Below are 16,080 nucleotides of genomic sequence, written 5' to 3'. Positions count from 1 at the left end.
ATTTCGGATCATTACTTATGTTCGGTTTAATATTTATCATATAGCCACACATCCTAACACCCCTCCCTGCTTGCGGGGAGGGGGGAAAGATATTAAAACCTAAAAACTTTTTGGGTTTTTAGGTTTTAATTTCGGGGTTTTTCGCTTTGATAAATAGAGAACTTTTGCCAACCCTACTCTTGCATTCCCGCATACAGCAGTCGTACAAATAAACGTACACCATCATCATTCTTTAATGTATAATATGATGGAGCTTCACTGTTACCAATCGCGCACAAATCAGACAGCAATTCTGGATGGAATTGACAAGTAAAAGAGCGTCGAATTTTTTTGGTTTCAAAGTCTTTGTAGTTAATGCATGTAGCCGAACATTCCGTAACTATTTCACCATTTTCTCCAGCAGTTGAACAAAGTATTTCCATGGCGTCGGGTAATTGTATCAACCATGATAAACAACTACCAGCTATGATATGTCGGTAAGGAACAATGGCATCATGTATCATTCGGTAAGCCCAATTAGCAAACAAGATGGCTTCTTCATTGACTTCATCCGAATGGAACATTGAAATCGATACTTCGTGTTCGTATTGAATAGTTGTGTCAATTACACCTTCATGTGTATCGGCTGTTACATCATGAGCATGGATAATTTCCCAAGGAATACCATTAGCTTCGCCATTGGGAGATTGATATGGTAACAGAACGCGCTTACCTACTTCCTTTGCTTCGTTGCGGGTCACAGCAAAATGGTCATCATCCCAGCCAGTAGCGACAGTGCGCCCATCGCGCTTTTTGATTTGCATTGTCTTGCCCATAGTTGCGATGCGGGAAGCAACCGCTTGCAGCGATTTGATCGCTCTCCCGTCCTTGTCGCGTTCTAATGATGTTAATGAGAGGACTTGTTGGACTGCTTGGCGGATGAGTCGTATATGACCTTCAGCAGCTAGCTGGTGTCCCACACAAATAAAGATTACGGGTGCGCTAGTAGGCGATCGCGAGATCAGTAATTTTTCTACAAGGGCAAACATATCAGCTCGCGGACACTTGGGACTTGTCCAAGTAGATGCATCGTACACCGACGGGTTACCGCCTTCTACTACCACAGCATAACCTGAAGTAATTGCCGGCACGACTACCTCAAGGTCGATAATTCCACTCGACCAAACAGGTAAAAGTATTGAATCCATATCGGCGACTTTCTGAGCAATGTAGGCAATATTTTTGGAGGCTCTAACCTCTTCGCCGTTTTGGTTAACTCCCACGTGTTCCCACGGTTCGATGATAGTTATAGATTGGCGAAACAAAGTGGGATGTTTCAGCAAAAACTCCAAATCTTCCCGTCCATTAATCACCTTTTCTAATGGCTTGGCGTTTCCCCATTCAAAAATCCCGTCCTGATCAAATAGCTCTTTCTCAGACAGCGGGTTTTCTGAGGTTCTATCTTCTAGGAAACGACCTAACAAAATATGTGCTGATTCAAAATCCACAAAGCCTGAGTGTAAATAACCAGGTGTTAGACGCCAGTTGGCTGTGGTGATTTGATTTTTGGGAAATTTGATAGTTTCTTTCATAATTGACTTGATATTAATCTAAACTCCAGCCTAAAGCTTCAGCCACTTGACCTGCTAACTCTAACGGATTGAATGGTTTAGCGATCGCAGTTTTTATCCCCATTTGAGCATAGCGGCGACGGTCAGAAGCCTGGATTTTAGCAGTTAACAAAATCACCGGAATCTCTTGTGTTGCCGCATTTGCTTGTAGTTTCTCAAAAGTGGTAATGCCGTCCATATCTGGCATCATCACATCCAGCAAAATTGCATCTGGTTGGTAAGCCTCAGCTTGAATTATCCCCTCTTTTCCAGAACTCGCCGTCAGTACGTCCCAACCTGCAACGGTTTCTAAGCAAATCTTGGCAACTTCTTGAATATACTGCTCGTTATCAACCACTAGAATTCGTTTTGCTGCCATTATCGCCCTCCGCTTGTTGGTTGTGTGTTAATCGTCCCAGCAAATCCATCACCCGTTGTTCAAATTCTTGAATTGTGACTCGCCCTTTGGTCAAAAATTCTGTATGTCCTAATTTGAGTCGCTGGCGTTCCGACGCGTCTAGATCCTTGGCTGAGTAAACGAATACTGGGATACTACAAAGCTGATTGTGCTGCTGTAGCCAGTCTACTACTGTAAACCCATCACTCTCCGGTAGAATTAAATCGAGAATCAGAACATCAGGATTAACTCTTTGGCTGAGACGGATCGCCTCCCGTCCGGTTTTAGCGAGGAAAGTTTCAATCTCATGTCGCTCAAATATAGTGATCAGCAAGTCTGCTAAATCGTTATCGTCCTCAACAATCAGAATCCGGACTCGCTTTGAGGGTTCACTGATCAATTGTCTGAGGGATTGCAACAGATAGCTTTCTTCAACTGGCTTACTCAACCAATCGACAAAGTCTGCACCGGGTTGATTACTTTGGCAAGGTTTGTAGACACTACAAATCAAAATCGGGATATCTTTCGTATCTTCCCGTTCCTTTAATACTGCCATTGTTTCCCAACCATTCATCCCCGGCATCAGCAAATCTAGCAAAATTACGTCTGGATTTTGGGACACTGCTTGAGCGATCGCTTCCTCACCTGTAGCAACTGCAACCACCCGATATCCCCGTTGTTCCAGCAGAGTTCGCAAATCGGTACGGATCAGAGAATCATCATCGCAGACTAACACTAGAGGAGAGTCTTGAGTCACCAGTTCTGATACCTGAATCTGGGCGGTTTCTAATTCAGCGCTTTGGGGCGGCTCGATAATCGGGATTGTGAAGTAAAAACTACTACCCTCACCCAAAACACTCTCCACCCAAATACGTCCACCATGTTGCTGGACAATGCTCTTGGAAATTGCCAAGCCCAAACCAGTACCCTCATGGTTACGTGAATCAGAGGAATCAACCTGTTGAAACCGTTCAAAAATACTATCGAGTTTCTCAGCCGGTATGCCACGTCCGGTGTCTTTGACCATTAACAGAATTTCATCTTCTTGCCTTTGCGCCGTCAGCCAAACTGTAGACCCAGACGCCGAAAATTTAATCGCATTACTTAGCAGGTTGGTCAGAGTTTGGACAATGCGATCAGGGTCAGCCCATAGCTGGATGGATAGACTGTTCATGGCTAGAGTCACCTTTGCTTTGTCGGCGAGGGGCTGCAAGATATTCACTACTGACCCAATCAGGTCAAGCACATTGCAGCTTTCTCTTTCCATTTTCACCTCACCCGACTCGATCCGCTCAATGTCGAGGATGTCGTTGATCAAGCGTACCAAGCGCTCGGTGCTATCGGTAGCAATTTGTAGCAGGCGTTTTCCCTGCTCTGAGTCTGTGGGTAGCAAACCACTGGCTAGCATTCCGAGAGAGCCGTGAATCGAAGTGAGAGGTGTGCGGAGTTCATGACTGACCACAGAGACAAACTCATCTTTCATCCGCTCGATTTGCTTGCGCTCTGTTATATCACGTAAAATTACGGTATAAACAGCTTCTTGCCCTACATCTAATTTAGAAATGGAAGCTTCTGCCGGAAATTCAGTTCCATCTCTGCGGCGGCCAAATAGCTCCCGACGTTCTCCCATTCTCCGGGCCAGACTGGGTGATTTACCAAAGTCAACCACATGCTGACGATGAACCTGAGAAAAGCGCAGTGGTAACAGTAAGTCCAGCCGTTGTCCGATAACTTCTTGGGCAGAGTAGCCAAAAATCTTCTCTGCACCTTGGTTAAATAAAGTGATGCACTGATTGCCATCAATAGAAATAATTGCATCATCAGCAATACTTAAAATTCCTTCAAACCGAGTTTGAGAAATCCGCAGTGCTTCTTGTGTTCGCTGACGCTCATCAAGTTCTGACTGTAACTGTTGATTAACCTTAATTAACTCACCAGTGCGCTCTGCTACTCTTAATTCCAGTTCATTCTTCGCATTGTAGATATCTGCCTCCATCTGTTTGCGTTGAGTAATATCGCGGGCCACAACCTGAGCAGCCGGTTTTCCCTGGTAAACAAAAGGAGCAGCTACTACCTCTAAGTCCATCACTGTATTATCCAGCCTCATCCACTTTTGTTCTAATAATGGAACTGGCTGTTTAATTTCTCTCAAGTATGTGATTCGCTCTTGTACCACTGCTTGAGAACTTGGATGTACAAAGTCAAGTATTTGCTTGCCTAGTAGTTCTTCGGCTTGTGTTGCACCAAATAGATTGATGGCAGCACTGTTTAAAAAGACGAATTTTTCTTCGTTTTGAATAAAAATTGCCTCTGGGCAGAGTTCTACTAGCTGTTGGTAACTAGACTCACTCTGCTGTAGTGCTGATTCCACCTGCTTGCGTTCGTGCAACGCGGCTTGCCGTTCGCTAATATCCTTGGATGTACCCAGCATCCGGATTGGCTCACCGGCTGCATTGTAATAAAATCTACCTTTGCGCTCAATCCAGTGAATGCTGCCATCTGGCCAGACAACTCGAAATTCATGACTATAGTCGATTTTTTGCTGACAAGCTAGAGTTATTGACTGCTGTAAGGCTTCTCTATCTTCTGGCAACACACAGGCGCAAAAGGCTTCATAGGTGCCATTAAATGTCCCAGGAGCTAGCCCGTATAATCGGGCATTGCTGTCAGACCAAATAATTTGGTTGGTAGTGATATTCCAGTCCCAGCTTCCCAGGTTTACTGCTTCCAGGGCCAGAGAAAGACGTTCTTCACTTTCTCGCAGTGCCATTTGGGCTAATTGGCGATCGCGCTGATTTCGTAAAGCGACAATCCCATAAGCCAAGTCGTCTGCTAGTTCTTTCAGCAGTTTCACCTCATCAGCATCAAAGGCATCTGCAATAGCTGCGTAAATATTCAACGCCCCAAAAGCTTGATTATCAGCAGTTAAAGGTAAAGCAATCGACGAAGTATAACCGCTGTTACTAGCTTGACACTCCCAAATCTGGTAATTAGGGTCTGTAAAAATGTTCTGGATGATCGAGGTTTTACCTGTACGAATAGCTAGACCCGCAGGACATTGTCCGTGAATTGTGTCTCCCCAAGACAGGTTCAGAGATTGCAAAGATCCATCTTCGTAACCTGCTTGAGCTGCTGGGCGGATATGTTTCTCTGCATCATGTTCAGCCAAGCCCACCCATGCCAGTCGATAGCCGCCGACTTCAACAATTATTTGGCAAATTTGCTGTAGCAACTCAGACTCGTCTTGAGCGCGAACGAGTGCTTGATTGCAAGCACTCAATGTCTGAATCGTCCGATTCATCCGCCCAATTTCAGTTTCTGCTCGTTTATTTTGAGTAATATCACGTGTAATGGCTAACTGCACTATTTTGCCATCTGCTTTGTTACGCAGAGGTACTGCATGAGTTTCTAACCAACGACGATTACCCTGGAAGCTAATAATCTCAAACTGCATACTTTCATGATTGCCCTGACAGACGCTTTCATTCAGTTTGCGAAACGCCTCTTGATATTCTGGGGCAATTAAAGAATAAACTGACTTGCCAATCACCGTGGTACTGCTGTTTGCTTCAATCATCGCCAGTCCGGCTGGATTCATCGCCAATAAAGTCCCATCGGCTGCAACCATTTTGACGCATTCTGGCTCGGCATCAAATATAGCTCGCCAGTGATTTTCCTGTTCGGCTACGGGAGTTTTTGGGGTTTGAGTTATGCGCCGCCGCAGTCTGATCCGCTCCAAGCGATTGATAATCCGGGTAACTAGTTCTGGGCCAATGATCGGCTTGCTGACAAAGTCATCAGCACCAATGCTAAATACTTGATTTACGATCTCGGCATCACTATGAACCGTGAGAAACAAGATCGGCAACTCACTCCAGCGCGGATCATTCCTTACCACCTGGCAAAGTTCAATTCCATTGGTGTAAGGCATTTCTACATCGAGAATCAGCATATCTGGTGTCACAGCTTCCAGGGTCTCCCAGAACTGCCGTGGGTCATTCAGGGCGATTACCTTCAGTCCCCAAGGACTAAGTAAGGTTTGCAACAATGCAAGAATTTTCGGGTCGTCATCCACAACCAAAATTTTGGCTTCTGCATGGGGAGCATTTTGCAGCACTTGTGTCACTGCTTCTAGCACTTGGGCTGTGGGCATTGGCTTCTGCAAAAAGGTATGTCTGCCATTGCGAGCCACTTGCAGGCGGTTGGTAAAGTCTGTCTGGTCGGTGAATACTAGAACTGGGATGGGAGGTTGGCATTGGCAAAGCTCCCCTAAAAAATTCCCACTATCTTCTTGATGAGCAGCAACACTAGGATCGAGCAGCACCACACTGGGAGGCTTTTGGTAAAGTTGTGTTCTAGCTGCATCTAGACTGGTGGCAATTTTCACTTTTAGCCCCCAATTCGCAGATTCTGTCGCCAACTGTTCCCCTAAGGTGGTGTCGCCCTCAACCACCAACACCAAAGGATTTTCCTCGACAGTTGGCGGCAAAAATACTGCTTTCTCCGCGTTAACCTCAATTTCCTGACGCAATAGCTTCACCCAGGTTTGGAGGTTGCTAATCTCAGATGCACTCAAGGTTTTACCAGATTTCAGCAGCAGCTCAATTCTCCGTGCTAAGTCGTTCGCCCAAGCCAAGCCAAATGTGCCTAATGACCCTGCCAATGTGTGGGCTTCTTGGGTGGCTTGCGATCGCAATTCTAAATTCAAACACTTTTGACCGACAGCAACAGCCGCTTGTTCCAGCACCTTTACCTGCTCGTCAACCCGCCCGCGAAATCGTTGCCAAATTCCCCCAATTGCTGCCAGTGTTTGCTGCTGTTTCGGTAAGTCTGACTCCGGTTGTTTTGTTCCTGAAGATTTGCCAGGAGAAATTTTCGCCCCTTCTTCTTCCTGAGATTTCAAGCGATAGCCAATTCCATACACTGTTTCTACCAAATCACCGGGTGCTCCCACAGCTTTTAGTTTCTGCCGTAACCCTTTAATATGGGTGCGAACAGCTTCTTCTCCTGGTGTGTCTTCATAAGACCAAAGATGCTCCAAAATCATGCCGCAGCTAAACACCCGGCGGTTATTTCGCAAAAATAGTTCTAACAGAGCATATTCTTTTGGCGTCAGCGAGAGTAAATCATCAGCGTAAGTAACTTCACAACTACTAGGGTCTAGCCGTAAACTGCTCCACTCCAGCACAGGTTGCGAAGTTACCCCACCCCGGCGCAATAACGCCCTGACACGAGCGACTAACTCTTCTTGCTCGAAGGGTTTAACTACATAGTCATCTGCACCAGCATCTAGCCCAGTCGCCTTTTCATGACTGCTACCGCATCCTGTCAATAACAGTATTGGCACTTGCCGACCACTAGCCCGGATTTGCCGGCATAGACTAATGCCATCTAGCTTCGGCAGCATGACATCTAGGAGGATTAAATCATAATTGTAAGTTTCGATTAAATCCCAAGCCACATCACCATCAGAAGCAACTTCAACAGCATAGTTTTGGTCAGTGAGAACGGCAGTGAGTGCATAAGCATTTAACTCGTCATCCTCTACTACTAAAATCTTCATATTACAAGCTTTCTTGATGGTGATAATTTTAACATAAGCTATTAGGGCAGCAGACAACACTGTGTCAAAAATGCCAGCAATTCAGAAAACAGCGGAGTGCCGTACTGTCCGCATTCGCCTTTTTTCTCAGCAAATTTAGAAACTGAGGGTCAATAAACATTTTGATCAAGAGAATAAGTAAATTGTTTTTAGCTATCCTCACAAGTTCCTCAAATTTTTGCCCGATAATTTTTTTATAAGTAGAACTGATTCATGAATTAAGCAACTTCATAGATGTGCTCCAAATTATTGGAGATATTGGTAATTTATACCAAACCAGCATCTAGAAGCCTGAAACTGCCGTTACCAATTAGCAAAAACCGGAGGTCTATATGTTTAAAAAGATTCTCATTGCATTGGATCGCTCAGAAATAGGCAAGCATATTTTTGAGCAAGGGTTGGCTTTAGCTAAGGTAACATCAGCTAGCTTAATGTTAGTTCATATCCTGTCTCCCGAAGAAGAAGGTAGTCCCAATCTACCTGTATTGTCTAACTTGGACTACTACCCAGGAATGACTACTCAAAGCTTCGATTTATACCAAAAGAACTGGGAAGCCTTTAAAACTGAAAGTTTGCAGATGTTGCAATCTTTCAGCGCTCAAGCGAACACGGTAGGTATTAATACAGAATTTACTCAACCCTATGGCAGCCCTGGACGCATTATTTGCGACATAGCCCGGAATTGGGATGCTGACCTAATTGTCATCGGGCGTCGAGGTCGCACTGGGCTAATGGAATTATTACTTGGTAGCGTCAGTAACTATGTTCTCCACCATGCTCCTTGTTCAGTGCATGTCGTCCATCCTCCAGTTAGTCTGACCAATCAAGAAGCGGTCAAAGAAAATACAGTAGCTGTCGGCGTTGCTTGAGTGTCAACCACCCATGACTAATCGGAAGTTAACGATTCTACTGGCGAGGTAGTTTTTGCAGCCAACCTTGAGCATAGAGGTTTTGCCATCAGAGACTCTTTAACCGCTAGAAGGCATTTAAGACGGAGTAGGAGAAACCGAAAAACTAGATACCGTCAACCGAGATTTATGAATAGAAATCGTCCACAAGGATGGTTAGCACCAAGCTTAAAAAGTCGAATTGACAACATTAAAACTTGGGTAAATAGGTTGCGTAAATTTGCCACAATTGAAGCGATTAGTCAAGAATTAGTCCGCTTTGATATGCAGTTAATAAGTAACCCAGATATCCAGTTGAGGGGAAAATTAAGACTCTAAAGAACCGACGGAGAGCCTAATTGTGTGTTTTAACCCTCTTCTATCTGCAAACCTGCCTGCACCGGATCAAAATTTTGAGGAAAATGGGTAGCGCGATCGCAATCTGCTTTTTCTAGTTTCGCTCCCTTGAGATCAGCTTGGCGGAGATCGGCGGAAATCAACAAAGCTCCCCGGAGATTAGCATTTTGCAGATTAGCTTGGCTAAGATCCGCAAAGCTGAGGTCACATCCTCTTAGATTCGCTTCTCTCAGGTTAGCTGCACTTAAGTCAGCATAGCTGAAGTCAGATCCTTTCAGGTCAACACCTTGCAAATCAGCATCACCTAATTCCGCTTTACTAAAGTCTCGTTTTCCCGCTGCGTACCCTTCTATGAGAGTAGTGGCGCTATTAATTGGCTGTTGAAAATTTACTTCAGGCATAAAACAGCCTCACAGGTTAACTTTTTCTGACTGTAGTGGAACTTTTGATCAGTGACATTCCACCACACAAACTGATCATAGAACCGCTGGTGTACAAAGCGGCAGAGTCCAAAAATATATTTTCTGCTCCTTACCTCTGGCCTTTCTGTGGGAATTTGCCAAAATTTCCCATTTCCTCACAAGTTCCTCAAATTTTTCTTTTAAGTTCAGATAAATAGCCCTTGGCAAATCGATAACAAATACAAAGGAGGGCAAAATTATGCCATCCCTGAATTTATTAGCTGTTTTCAATCCCTCGAATTACTGGCGAAGTGGTAATATTTCTCTACCCTGGCAAGCGATCGCTCAAAAATTTCAAATCTCACCAGAGGAACTGGTGTTAAGTGATTTACGTGACCTTTCACATACACAGATACCTGCTCAAATTGACCGGATTGACCCTGATGACTCATCTCGCGATACTCTAGTTTTCTGCCTGCCAAAGCTGAAAATGCCCCCAAATTCAGAAGATGATGTGCTGGCTTCAGGTTTCGTCAGACTAGACCGAGGTCAGCCGATGCCTAAAGGACTGGGTGAACCATACCTAGAAGTGGTTTATGGGTCGGATGGGCGGGAACGTGGGGTGAGACTCGTTAATAAACGTCTGATTGTCTGGTTTAATTTGATACCTGCTCCTGAAGACAATGGGCGGAACTGGTTTTCTGGTTCAGCCACGAGTGTACAGCTTGACAATCTAGAAATTCTTGATCCTTTTCGGTCAGTCAAGGGTGAATGGCTGGGTCAAGACCCGGAGAAACGTTGTCTGCAAGTAAGTACGCTGCAACTGCCAGGGCATTCTCATCCTAAATCACCTTACTATCAAGTGTCTTTGTTCAATCATGCTTATCGGCTGGTTTCTCAATCTAGTGGACCTGTGCGCGTCAGCATCACCATTGCCTCAGAACCTTTTGACTATATGGGTGCAGACCCGGTGACAGGTCATAACCGTCATTTAGTATGTGAACTTTATCGGGTTATTAGCTTGTATGCTGGTGCAGACTACTTGATTGAAGAACTATTTGTCAAAGGGAAACCCAAGGCTGAAGAAGACTCTATTGTTGATGGGCCAGAATTAGTCAATCTTCCTTTTGGGCTGCACTACTTTACTCACATGAATCTGGGAAAAACCCAAGATATTGAGCAAGTATTCCCTGTGCCTGATTGGTTTGCTGTGGGTTCTACTACACCCCCCTATGCGGCTTACGGCTTGGCGACAAATTTGCACATCGAATCAATGACCCACCCCCACGAGGGTAAACAAAGTTGTTTCTCTTGGCAGTTGTTACCTGGCAAGTCTGCAAAGTGTTTGCATCTATTTATGCGCGGTCAGCCAGAAGGATTTGATGCTAAGGTAGGTCATTCTTGGTACGAGTTGATCTACAGGCCATTAACGGCGGAAATCTACCAAGATGCTGAGGTACCAAGCCAAGCACTTGTGAGCCAAAGATTAGTTAATGTCTAAGGGAAAAAGCGAGAGGGAGTAGCTCAAAAAGATGGCTGGAAATATCATGGTGATTGGTTACGGTAATGCTTTATGTAGTGACGATGGTATTGGGCAAAGAGTAGCTAATGCGATTGAATCTTGGCATTTATCAACTGTGGAAACCCTAGCAATCCAACAACTGACTCCTGAACTGGCGGCAAGTTTAGCAAATGCTGATTTGGCAATTTTTGTCGATGCCTGTATGCATTCCGCTGAAGCAGATGAAGTCCAAGTGCGTCCGCTCTCACCTTCTCCTGCCAATTTTATCACCAGAGATGAGGTCGATCCGCGATCGCTCCTCGCTCTGACTCAATCTCTTTATGGTCACTGTCCCCCGGCTTGGTGGGTGACTATACCTGGCACCAATTTTCAGGTGGGTGATGCCCTCTGTAACCCCTTCGATCTACACTTATCACCAGTTGCCCGAACTGGAATGGCGATCGCTTTGGTAAAAATTATGCAAATTCTGGGCCAATGTCAAAATATTTGGATGAACTTGAATTCTCAGCATCATCTACCAAAAACTCCCTCTGCTGATTCATCTTTCATCCAAGCTAAATGTAATACATCAGTTCCCTACGTTCTCTAGTTACTCGCCGCTCACAAAGGTCTTGGAGTGTATATTTTTGCAAAACTGTATTAGCGGCCTGACGTGCTTCTAGCCAAACATCCTGAATAACCTCACCTTCTACTGTGTGCTGATGCGGATCAAAACTCGATGGTACTGGATCTAAGCCTTCCATACAGTTCAAAGCGTCTAGCAGCGTAATTTTTCCCGGTTCTCGCGCCAGAACATAGCCACCTTTAGCGCCACGTATACTTTTAATTAGACCTTGACGCCTTAATGTTGCCAGCAGTTGTTCTAAATAGCGGCTGGGTATATGTTGCAGTGCCGCTATCTCTCGTATTTGTAGCGGTTCGCCTTTAGGATAGCAGGTTGCCAGTTCTAACAAGGCTAAAATTGCGTATTCTGATTTATTAGAGAGTTCCACAGGGGTAAAGCTTTAAATTTCCACCTAAAGCAGCAAAATGGTTGATTTTTTACCTTTAGCAAAAGCTGAAGCAAAGTTACAACCCAAACTTTTACTGATAGTTTGCCTACATCTTAAGGGCTAACAACGATAGAAGCAAATATTTTTATTTTTCAAGTTGATAAATAAAAGTGATGATTATAGTCACTGGGTGCAATATTGCCAACAGCGGGCACTTTGCGCGATGGCGCAAAGAGCGGTCGCTATTTAAATAAAAAGCCGTTACAACCAACTCAGCAGCAAGCTTTGGCGATACCAAAGTCTGTAGATGTCCTTTAGAAAGCAGTTAGCCTTTTTTGATAGCTTTGTCAAAGCTAATGAGAAGCTGTGATTCTTTCTGGCGGGTTTTGACTGCGGAATAGTTGCCGCATCCATTGGAAAGACACGAAATTCAATAATAAACCAATCAAAAATAGTAGCATCATTAAGGCGATTTGATACCAGATTACCTGTGGTAGCAGCCAGTCTAAAATCAGATGAATTAAATTCATGACGCTATAAAAGACAGTCACACCAAAATGAATTATTCGGTAGCGTCTGGAATCTGTAAAAGCAGTGGCAATTATTGCCAGCATTGGGAGGACAAAAAAAACCAACATCAACCACATAATTCCGGAAATATCATTGATTGATGCGGCTTTTTGAGATTCAATTACAGGTAATCCGTGGAAAAGTGGCATTAAACTTAGTTGGGTATGAAACAGCGTTCCGAGTAGAAAGACTGTCCATAGGACGATAATTTTTTCCCGATAGTTAATGGTCATTTTCTCCGACTTCCTCCGGTTGCTGAGGCGGAAAATTTAAAGTTTGTAACCGATTTGACGAAGTAACTGTTGACGCGCTTTCACGTCTTCGTCACTTTCGATTCCTTTGGGTGAAAATCCATCGATAACGCCGAGAATGCCGCTTCCTTGTGCTGTTTGGGCGAGAATTACTTCTACTGGGTTGGCTGTGGCGCAATAAATTGTGCAGACTTCTGGACACTGCTTGATGGCGTTGAGGAAGTTGATGGGATAGGCATCTTTGAGTAAGATGATGAAGCTGTGACCTGCCGCGATGGCTAGTGCATTTTCAATCGCTACTTGTTGTAAAAGGCTGTCATTACCCGCAATCCTGATGAGACAAGCGCCTGAGGCTTCACAGAAAGCGATCGCAAATTTTACCTGTGAAGATATCCCGACCATGATTTCATACAGGTCTTCCACTGTTTTGATAAAGTGGGTTTGCCCCAAAATAAGATTACAACCTTCAGGAATTTGCATTGCCACTGATTTGAGTTCCATTTTTTTCACCTCTTCGGCTTTTGGTGTGATTCTGAGGCGACTTGATTTAATTTTGCTTGTATATCTGCCCACTTAATGCCTGCTAAACTCGGCAATACAACATGAGCAGCGCCGACTCTCTCAACCGGGCCGAGTCCTACAGTCCACATATCAGCAGCTAAAGCCGCCTCAATACCTGCGGCTGCATCTTCGACAACTACACATTGATTTGGTGGGAGTCCTAGCAGTTCGGCGGCGTGGAGAAAGAGGTCAGGCGCTGGTTTGGGTAGTTGTACACTATAACCATCGGCGATCGCATCCACCTGATCAGCAATTCCCAATCGCGACATCACCTCACGAGCATTTTTACTGGCTGAACCGATGGCAATTTTAACTTTATTTTGCCGCAGATCATCCAAAAGAGCGATCGCACCTGGTAACAAATCTTTTGGTGTAATGTTTTGGATAGACTCTACATAGTAGCGGTTCTTGCGTTCCATCATCTCCTGAATTTGCGCTTCCGAATATTTCCTATCCCCAACTATCAACATCAGCGAAGCCCGACGAGATACACCCCGCAATGCTTCGTTATCTTCTCTACTAAAAGGTATACCCTCTTCATCTGCTAACTTTTGCCAAGCTAGATAATGAAACTCCGCTGTATCTGTTAAAACCCCATCTAAATCGAAGATCACGCCCCGGATATCGAGAAAGTTGGGACGCAAATCAAACTCGTGCCATTTACCGTGCCAGTGCAGCTTAAACTTCAGGCGTGTCCAGCCTGGGGGCAGGTGAGGATTGGCTACAGGGCCACTTTCGGTTAATTGGATACCTCCAAACCCCAAAACTACCGCCTGCCAGACACCTCCAGCACTAGCCCCGTGAATTCCTTCATTGGTGTTACCTCGGTGATCTTCGAGATCCACCATTGCTGCTTGCATAAATCGTTCATAAGCCTCCATCGTTTTACCTAAATCTGAGGCTAAAATGGCGTGAATTGCTGGGCCTAAGGAGGAACCATAGGTGATATCTGTGCGCGGTGCATAGTAGTCCCAATTTACCTGCAATGTTTGCAGGTTGTAGGGAAATTCTGCTGATTTCCGCATGAGATAAAGCAGCATCAACACATCTGGCTGCTTCAGTACTTGGTGCTTGTTGGCTGCTTCAATGCCCAGAATCACTTGCATTGAGCGATCGCGTGGTTCGTAGTCTGCTAAGTTGATATCTGCTAATTGGAAAAATCCCTCGAACTGCTCAATTAATCCGGTTGCGGGATCGTCAAGAAGCAAAATTTTGGCGATAATATCTTGCCAGCGCGATCGCATTTCTGAAGTAATTTGCAGTTTATCCTCTAAGTCAGCAGCTCGCTCTGTCCAAGTATGACGCAGCCAATCATCGATTAACAGGGCTTTATCTAGATGCCATTGCACCATCCGATTAGTGAAGGCATTATTGTGGACAAAGTCGTGGTATTCATCTGCACCGATCACCCCACGAATTTCATAACGTGCGGATTGAGGATTAAACTCAACCCGGCTACCCCAAAAAATAGCGGTATCGAGAATGATCTCTGCACCACAGTCGCGCATCCACTGATCGTCACCAGTTACTTGCCAGTAGTACCAGACAGCATAAGGGATATCTGCATTGTTGTGAATTTCGCGATCGCGACACCAAATCCGCACATCTTCGCCATAAAAATCACTGGGGAGTGCCCAACGCGGTGTCACCTCATCACCCGTATCAGCACTTTCCCATGCATACATCGCTCCCTCATGCCCAGAATGGGCTGCTTTACGTCTTGCTCCATTTAAAGTGTGGTAGCGGTAATTGAGTAAATTGCGGGCAATGGTTGGTTGGGTAAAAATAAAAAATGGCAGGATAAATATTTCTGTATCCCAAAATATATGCCCACGATAGCCAAATCCCGAAAGAGTTTTTGCGGGAATACTCACTTTGTCATCATGTCTAGGAGCAGCAATCAGCAGTTGAAATAGATTGTAGCGAACAGCAAAAGCAGCAGTGCTATCCCCCTCAATCACGATATCGCTTTGCTGCCAAATTTCATCCCATGCTTGTTTATGGGCATCAAGTAGGGTTGTGTAGTCGGGAAGTTGGGCGAGTTTTTGTCTCGCGGCTGTAACTGGGGACTCAATATCCCGCGAGGTAAAAACTGTGACTACCTTCTCCACCACCACTGTTTGCGGCGATAAGCTAGGCTCTACTGTTGGTGAACGCACCTTTAAGGTAGCATTCAAGGTAGGATAACCGGGTACAGTGTTAACTTGCAACGATGCCTCGGTTCCCGATATCCTCATCCTTGCAGCCATACCAATATCAATCCGGGAGTTACGGGTGCGGCTGTGCAACCATATCCCGTGATCAGTTTTACCTTGGTCTATTTCTTCCCAGTGATTGAAACCTTGATTTTCTGGATAGCCGTTGATGCTAGCTTGGACTTCAATCGAGCCATCAAAATTTACGGGTGTTAGTTGGCAGCGTTGTCCTAAGACATGCTCATCCGCTAGACTGGCAAAGCGTTCAAAATAGATGTCTATTATATTACCCTTGGGACTACGCCAACGCAAAGAACGGCTGAGAATTCCATGACGCAAATCAAGCCGTCGTTCATACTGCAATATCTCACCTTGATCGAGACGGAAGCGATGGGCTTCGCCCCGCTGGGAGCGATGGGCTTCGCCCCGCTGGGAGCGATCGCGCAATGTCTCCAAAGGAGATTCGCTATTAATCGTTACCACCAATGGTAACCAGTCAGGACAGTTAGCGAGTTCTGTATACACCACAGGCACTTCATCATAGACGCCGTTGATTAAAGTAGCTGGTAATGAACGAGTATAGCCTTCCTCAAAGCTGCCCCTCGTAGATAAATAGCCGTTACCAATGGTGAAAATAGTTTCTCTAGAGTGTGACTGCTTGGGGTCAAACTGGTTTTCGATTAATATCCAGTCTGTGTAATTAAAAGTGCGGGAGCGATCAGTTGTATCCATTACCATTATGTTTGTTAAATTCAA

The 16,080-nt window shown here is 45.0% G+C and carries 11 protein-coding genes and 1 pseudogene; 4 read left to right on the top strand and 8 right to left on the bottom strand.

Features of this window, described 5'->3' with window-relative positions; genetic code table 11:
• Positions 1–173: 173 nt before the first annotated feature.
• From CYLST_RS08775 to CYLST_RS08765, 3 genes are read right to left on the bottom strand one after another with little or no spacing between them, the layout of a single operon-like run.
• Entirely contained in the window at positions 174–1,571 is a 1,398-nt protein-coding gene (locus CYLST_RS08775; protein WP_015207357.1) for a hypothetical protein, read from the bottom strand.
• Between the two features lie 13 nt (positions 1,572–1,584).
• Positions 1,585–1,968: a response regulator gene (locus CYLST_RS08770; protein ID WP_015207356.1), complete on the bottom strand. Its 384-nt coding sequence runs from the start codon at positions 1,966–1,968 to the stop codon at positions 1,585–1,587.
• The gene (locus CYLST_RS08765; protein ID WP_015207355.1) at positions 1,940–7,549 is read right to left on the bottom strand and encodes a response regulator; all 5,610 of its coding nucleotides are present in this window, start codon (positions 7,547–7,549) and stop codon (positions 1,940–1,942) included. Before CYLST_RS08765 ends, CYLST_RS08770 begins: the two co-directional genes overlap by 29 nt.
• 371 nt (positions 7,550–7,920) lie before the next feature.
• Here CYLST_RS08765 and CYLST_RS08760 point away from each other — a divergent pair, with 371 nt between their 5' ends.
• A complete protein-coding gene (locus CYLST_RS08760; RefSeq protein WP_015207354.1) occupies positions 7,921–8,457 on the top strand; it encodes a universal stress protein in 537 nt (178 codons plus the stop codon).
• Positions 8,458–8,484: 27 nt separating this feature from the next.
• Positions 8,485–8,790 (top strand): annotated as a pseudogene (locus tag CYLST_RS08755) (RRXRR domain-containing protein); the annotation flags it as partial.
• A gap of 53 nt (positions 8,791–8,843) precedes the next feature.
• On the opposite strand, the gene CYLST_RS08750 reads toward CYLST_RS08755, so the two are convergent.
• Positions 8,844–9,233, bottom strand: coding sequence for an Alr5209 family pentapeptide repeat protein (locus CYLST_RS08750; protein ID WP_015207353.1), 390 nt, complete (start codon positions 9,231–9,233; stop codon positions 8,844–8,846).
• A gap of 259 nt (positions 9,234–9,492) precedes the next feature.
• Between CYLST_RS08750 and CYLST_RS08745 the strand changes: the two genes are divergently transcribed.
• Together CYLST_RS08745 and CYLST_RS08740 are read left to right on the top strand one after the other, a co-directional pair.
• A complete protein-coding gene (locus CYLST_RS08745; protein WP_015207352.1) occupies positions 9,493–10,734 on the top strand; it encodes a hypothetical protein in 1,242 nt (413 codons plus the stop codon).
• 31 nt (positions 10,735–10,765) lie between these two features.
• On the top strand, positions 10,766–11,344 hold the full coding sequence (locus tag CYLST_RS08740) for a hydrogenase maturation protease (RefSeq protein ID WP_015207351.1): 579 nt from the start codon (positions 10,766–10,768) through the stop codon (positions 11,342–11,344).
• Here CYLST_RS08740 and CYLST_RS08735 read toward each other — a convergent pair.
• The 4 genes from CYLST_RS08735 to pgmB form a co-directional block, all read right to left on the bottom strand.
• Entirely contained in the window at positions 11,310–11,747 is a 438-nt protein-coding gene (locus CYLST_RS08735) for an Rrf2 family transcriptional regulator (RefSeq protein ID WP_015207350.1), read from the bottom strand. The genes CYLST_RS08740 and CYLST_RS08735 overlap by 35 nt on opposite strands.
• 353 nt (positions 11,748–12,100) lie before the next feature.
• Positions 12,101–12,550 carry a hypothetical protein gene (locus tag CYLST_RS08730; protein WP_015207349.1) on the bottom strand — a complete coding sequence of 150 codons (450 nt, stop codon included), beginning with the start codon at positions 12,548–12,550 and terminating at the stop codon, positions 12,101–12,103.
• Positions 12,551–12,586: 36 nt separating this feature from the next.
• On the bottom strand, positions 12,587–13,069 hold the full coding sequence (locus CYLST_RS08725) for an adenosine-specific kinase (protein ID WP_015207348.1): 483 nt from the start codon (positions 13,067–13,069) through the stop codon (positions 12,587–12,589).
• Positions 13,070–13,074: 5 nt separating this feature from the next.
• Complete coding sequence (gene pgmB / locus CYLST_RS08720) at positions 13,075–16,056, bottom strand: beta-phosphoglucomutase (protein ID WP_015207347.1); 2,982 nt, start codon at positions 16,054–16,056, stop codon at positions 13,075–13,077.
• Between the last annotated feature and the right edge of the window lie 24 nt (positions 16,057–16,080).

Source organism: Cylindrospermum stagnale PCC 7417 (assembly GCF_000317535.1).
Lineage (GTDB): Bacteria > Cyanobacteriota > Cyanobacteriia > Cyanobacteriales > Nostocaceae > Cylindrospermum > Cylindrospermum stagnale.
This window is presented reverse-complemented; position numbering and strand designations above follow the sequence as displayed.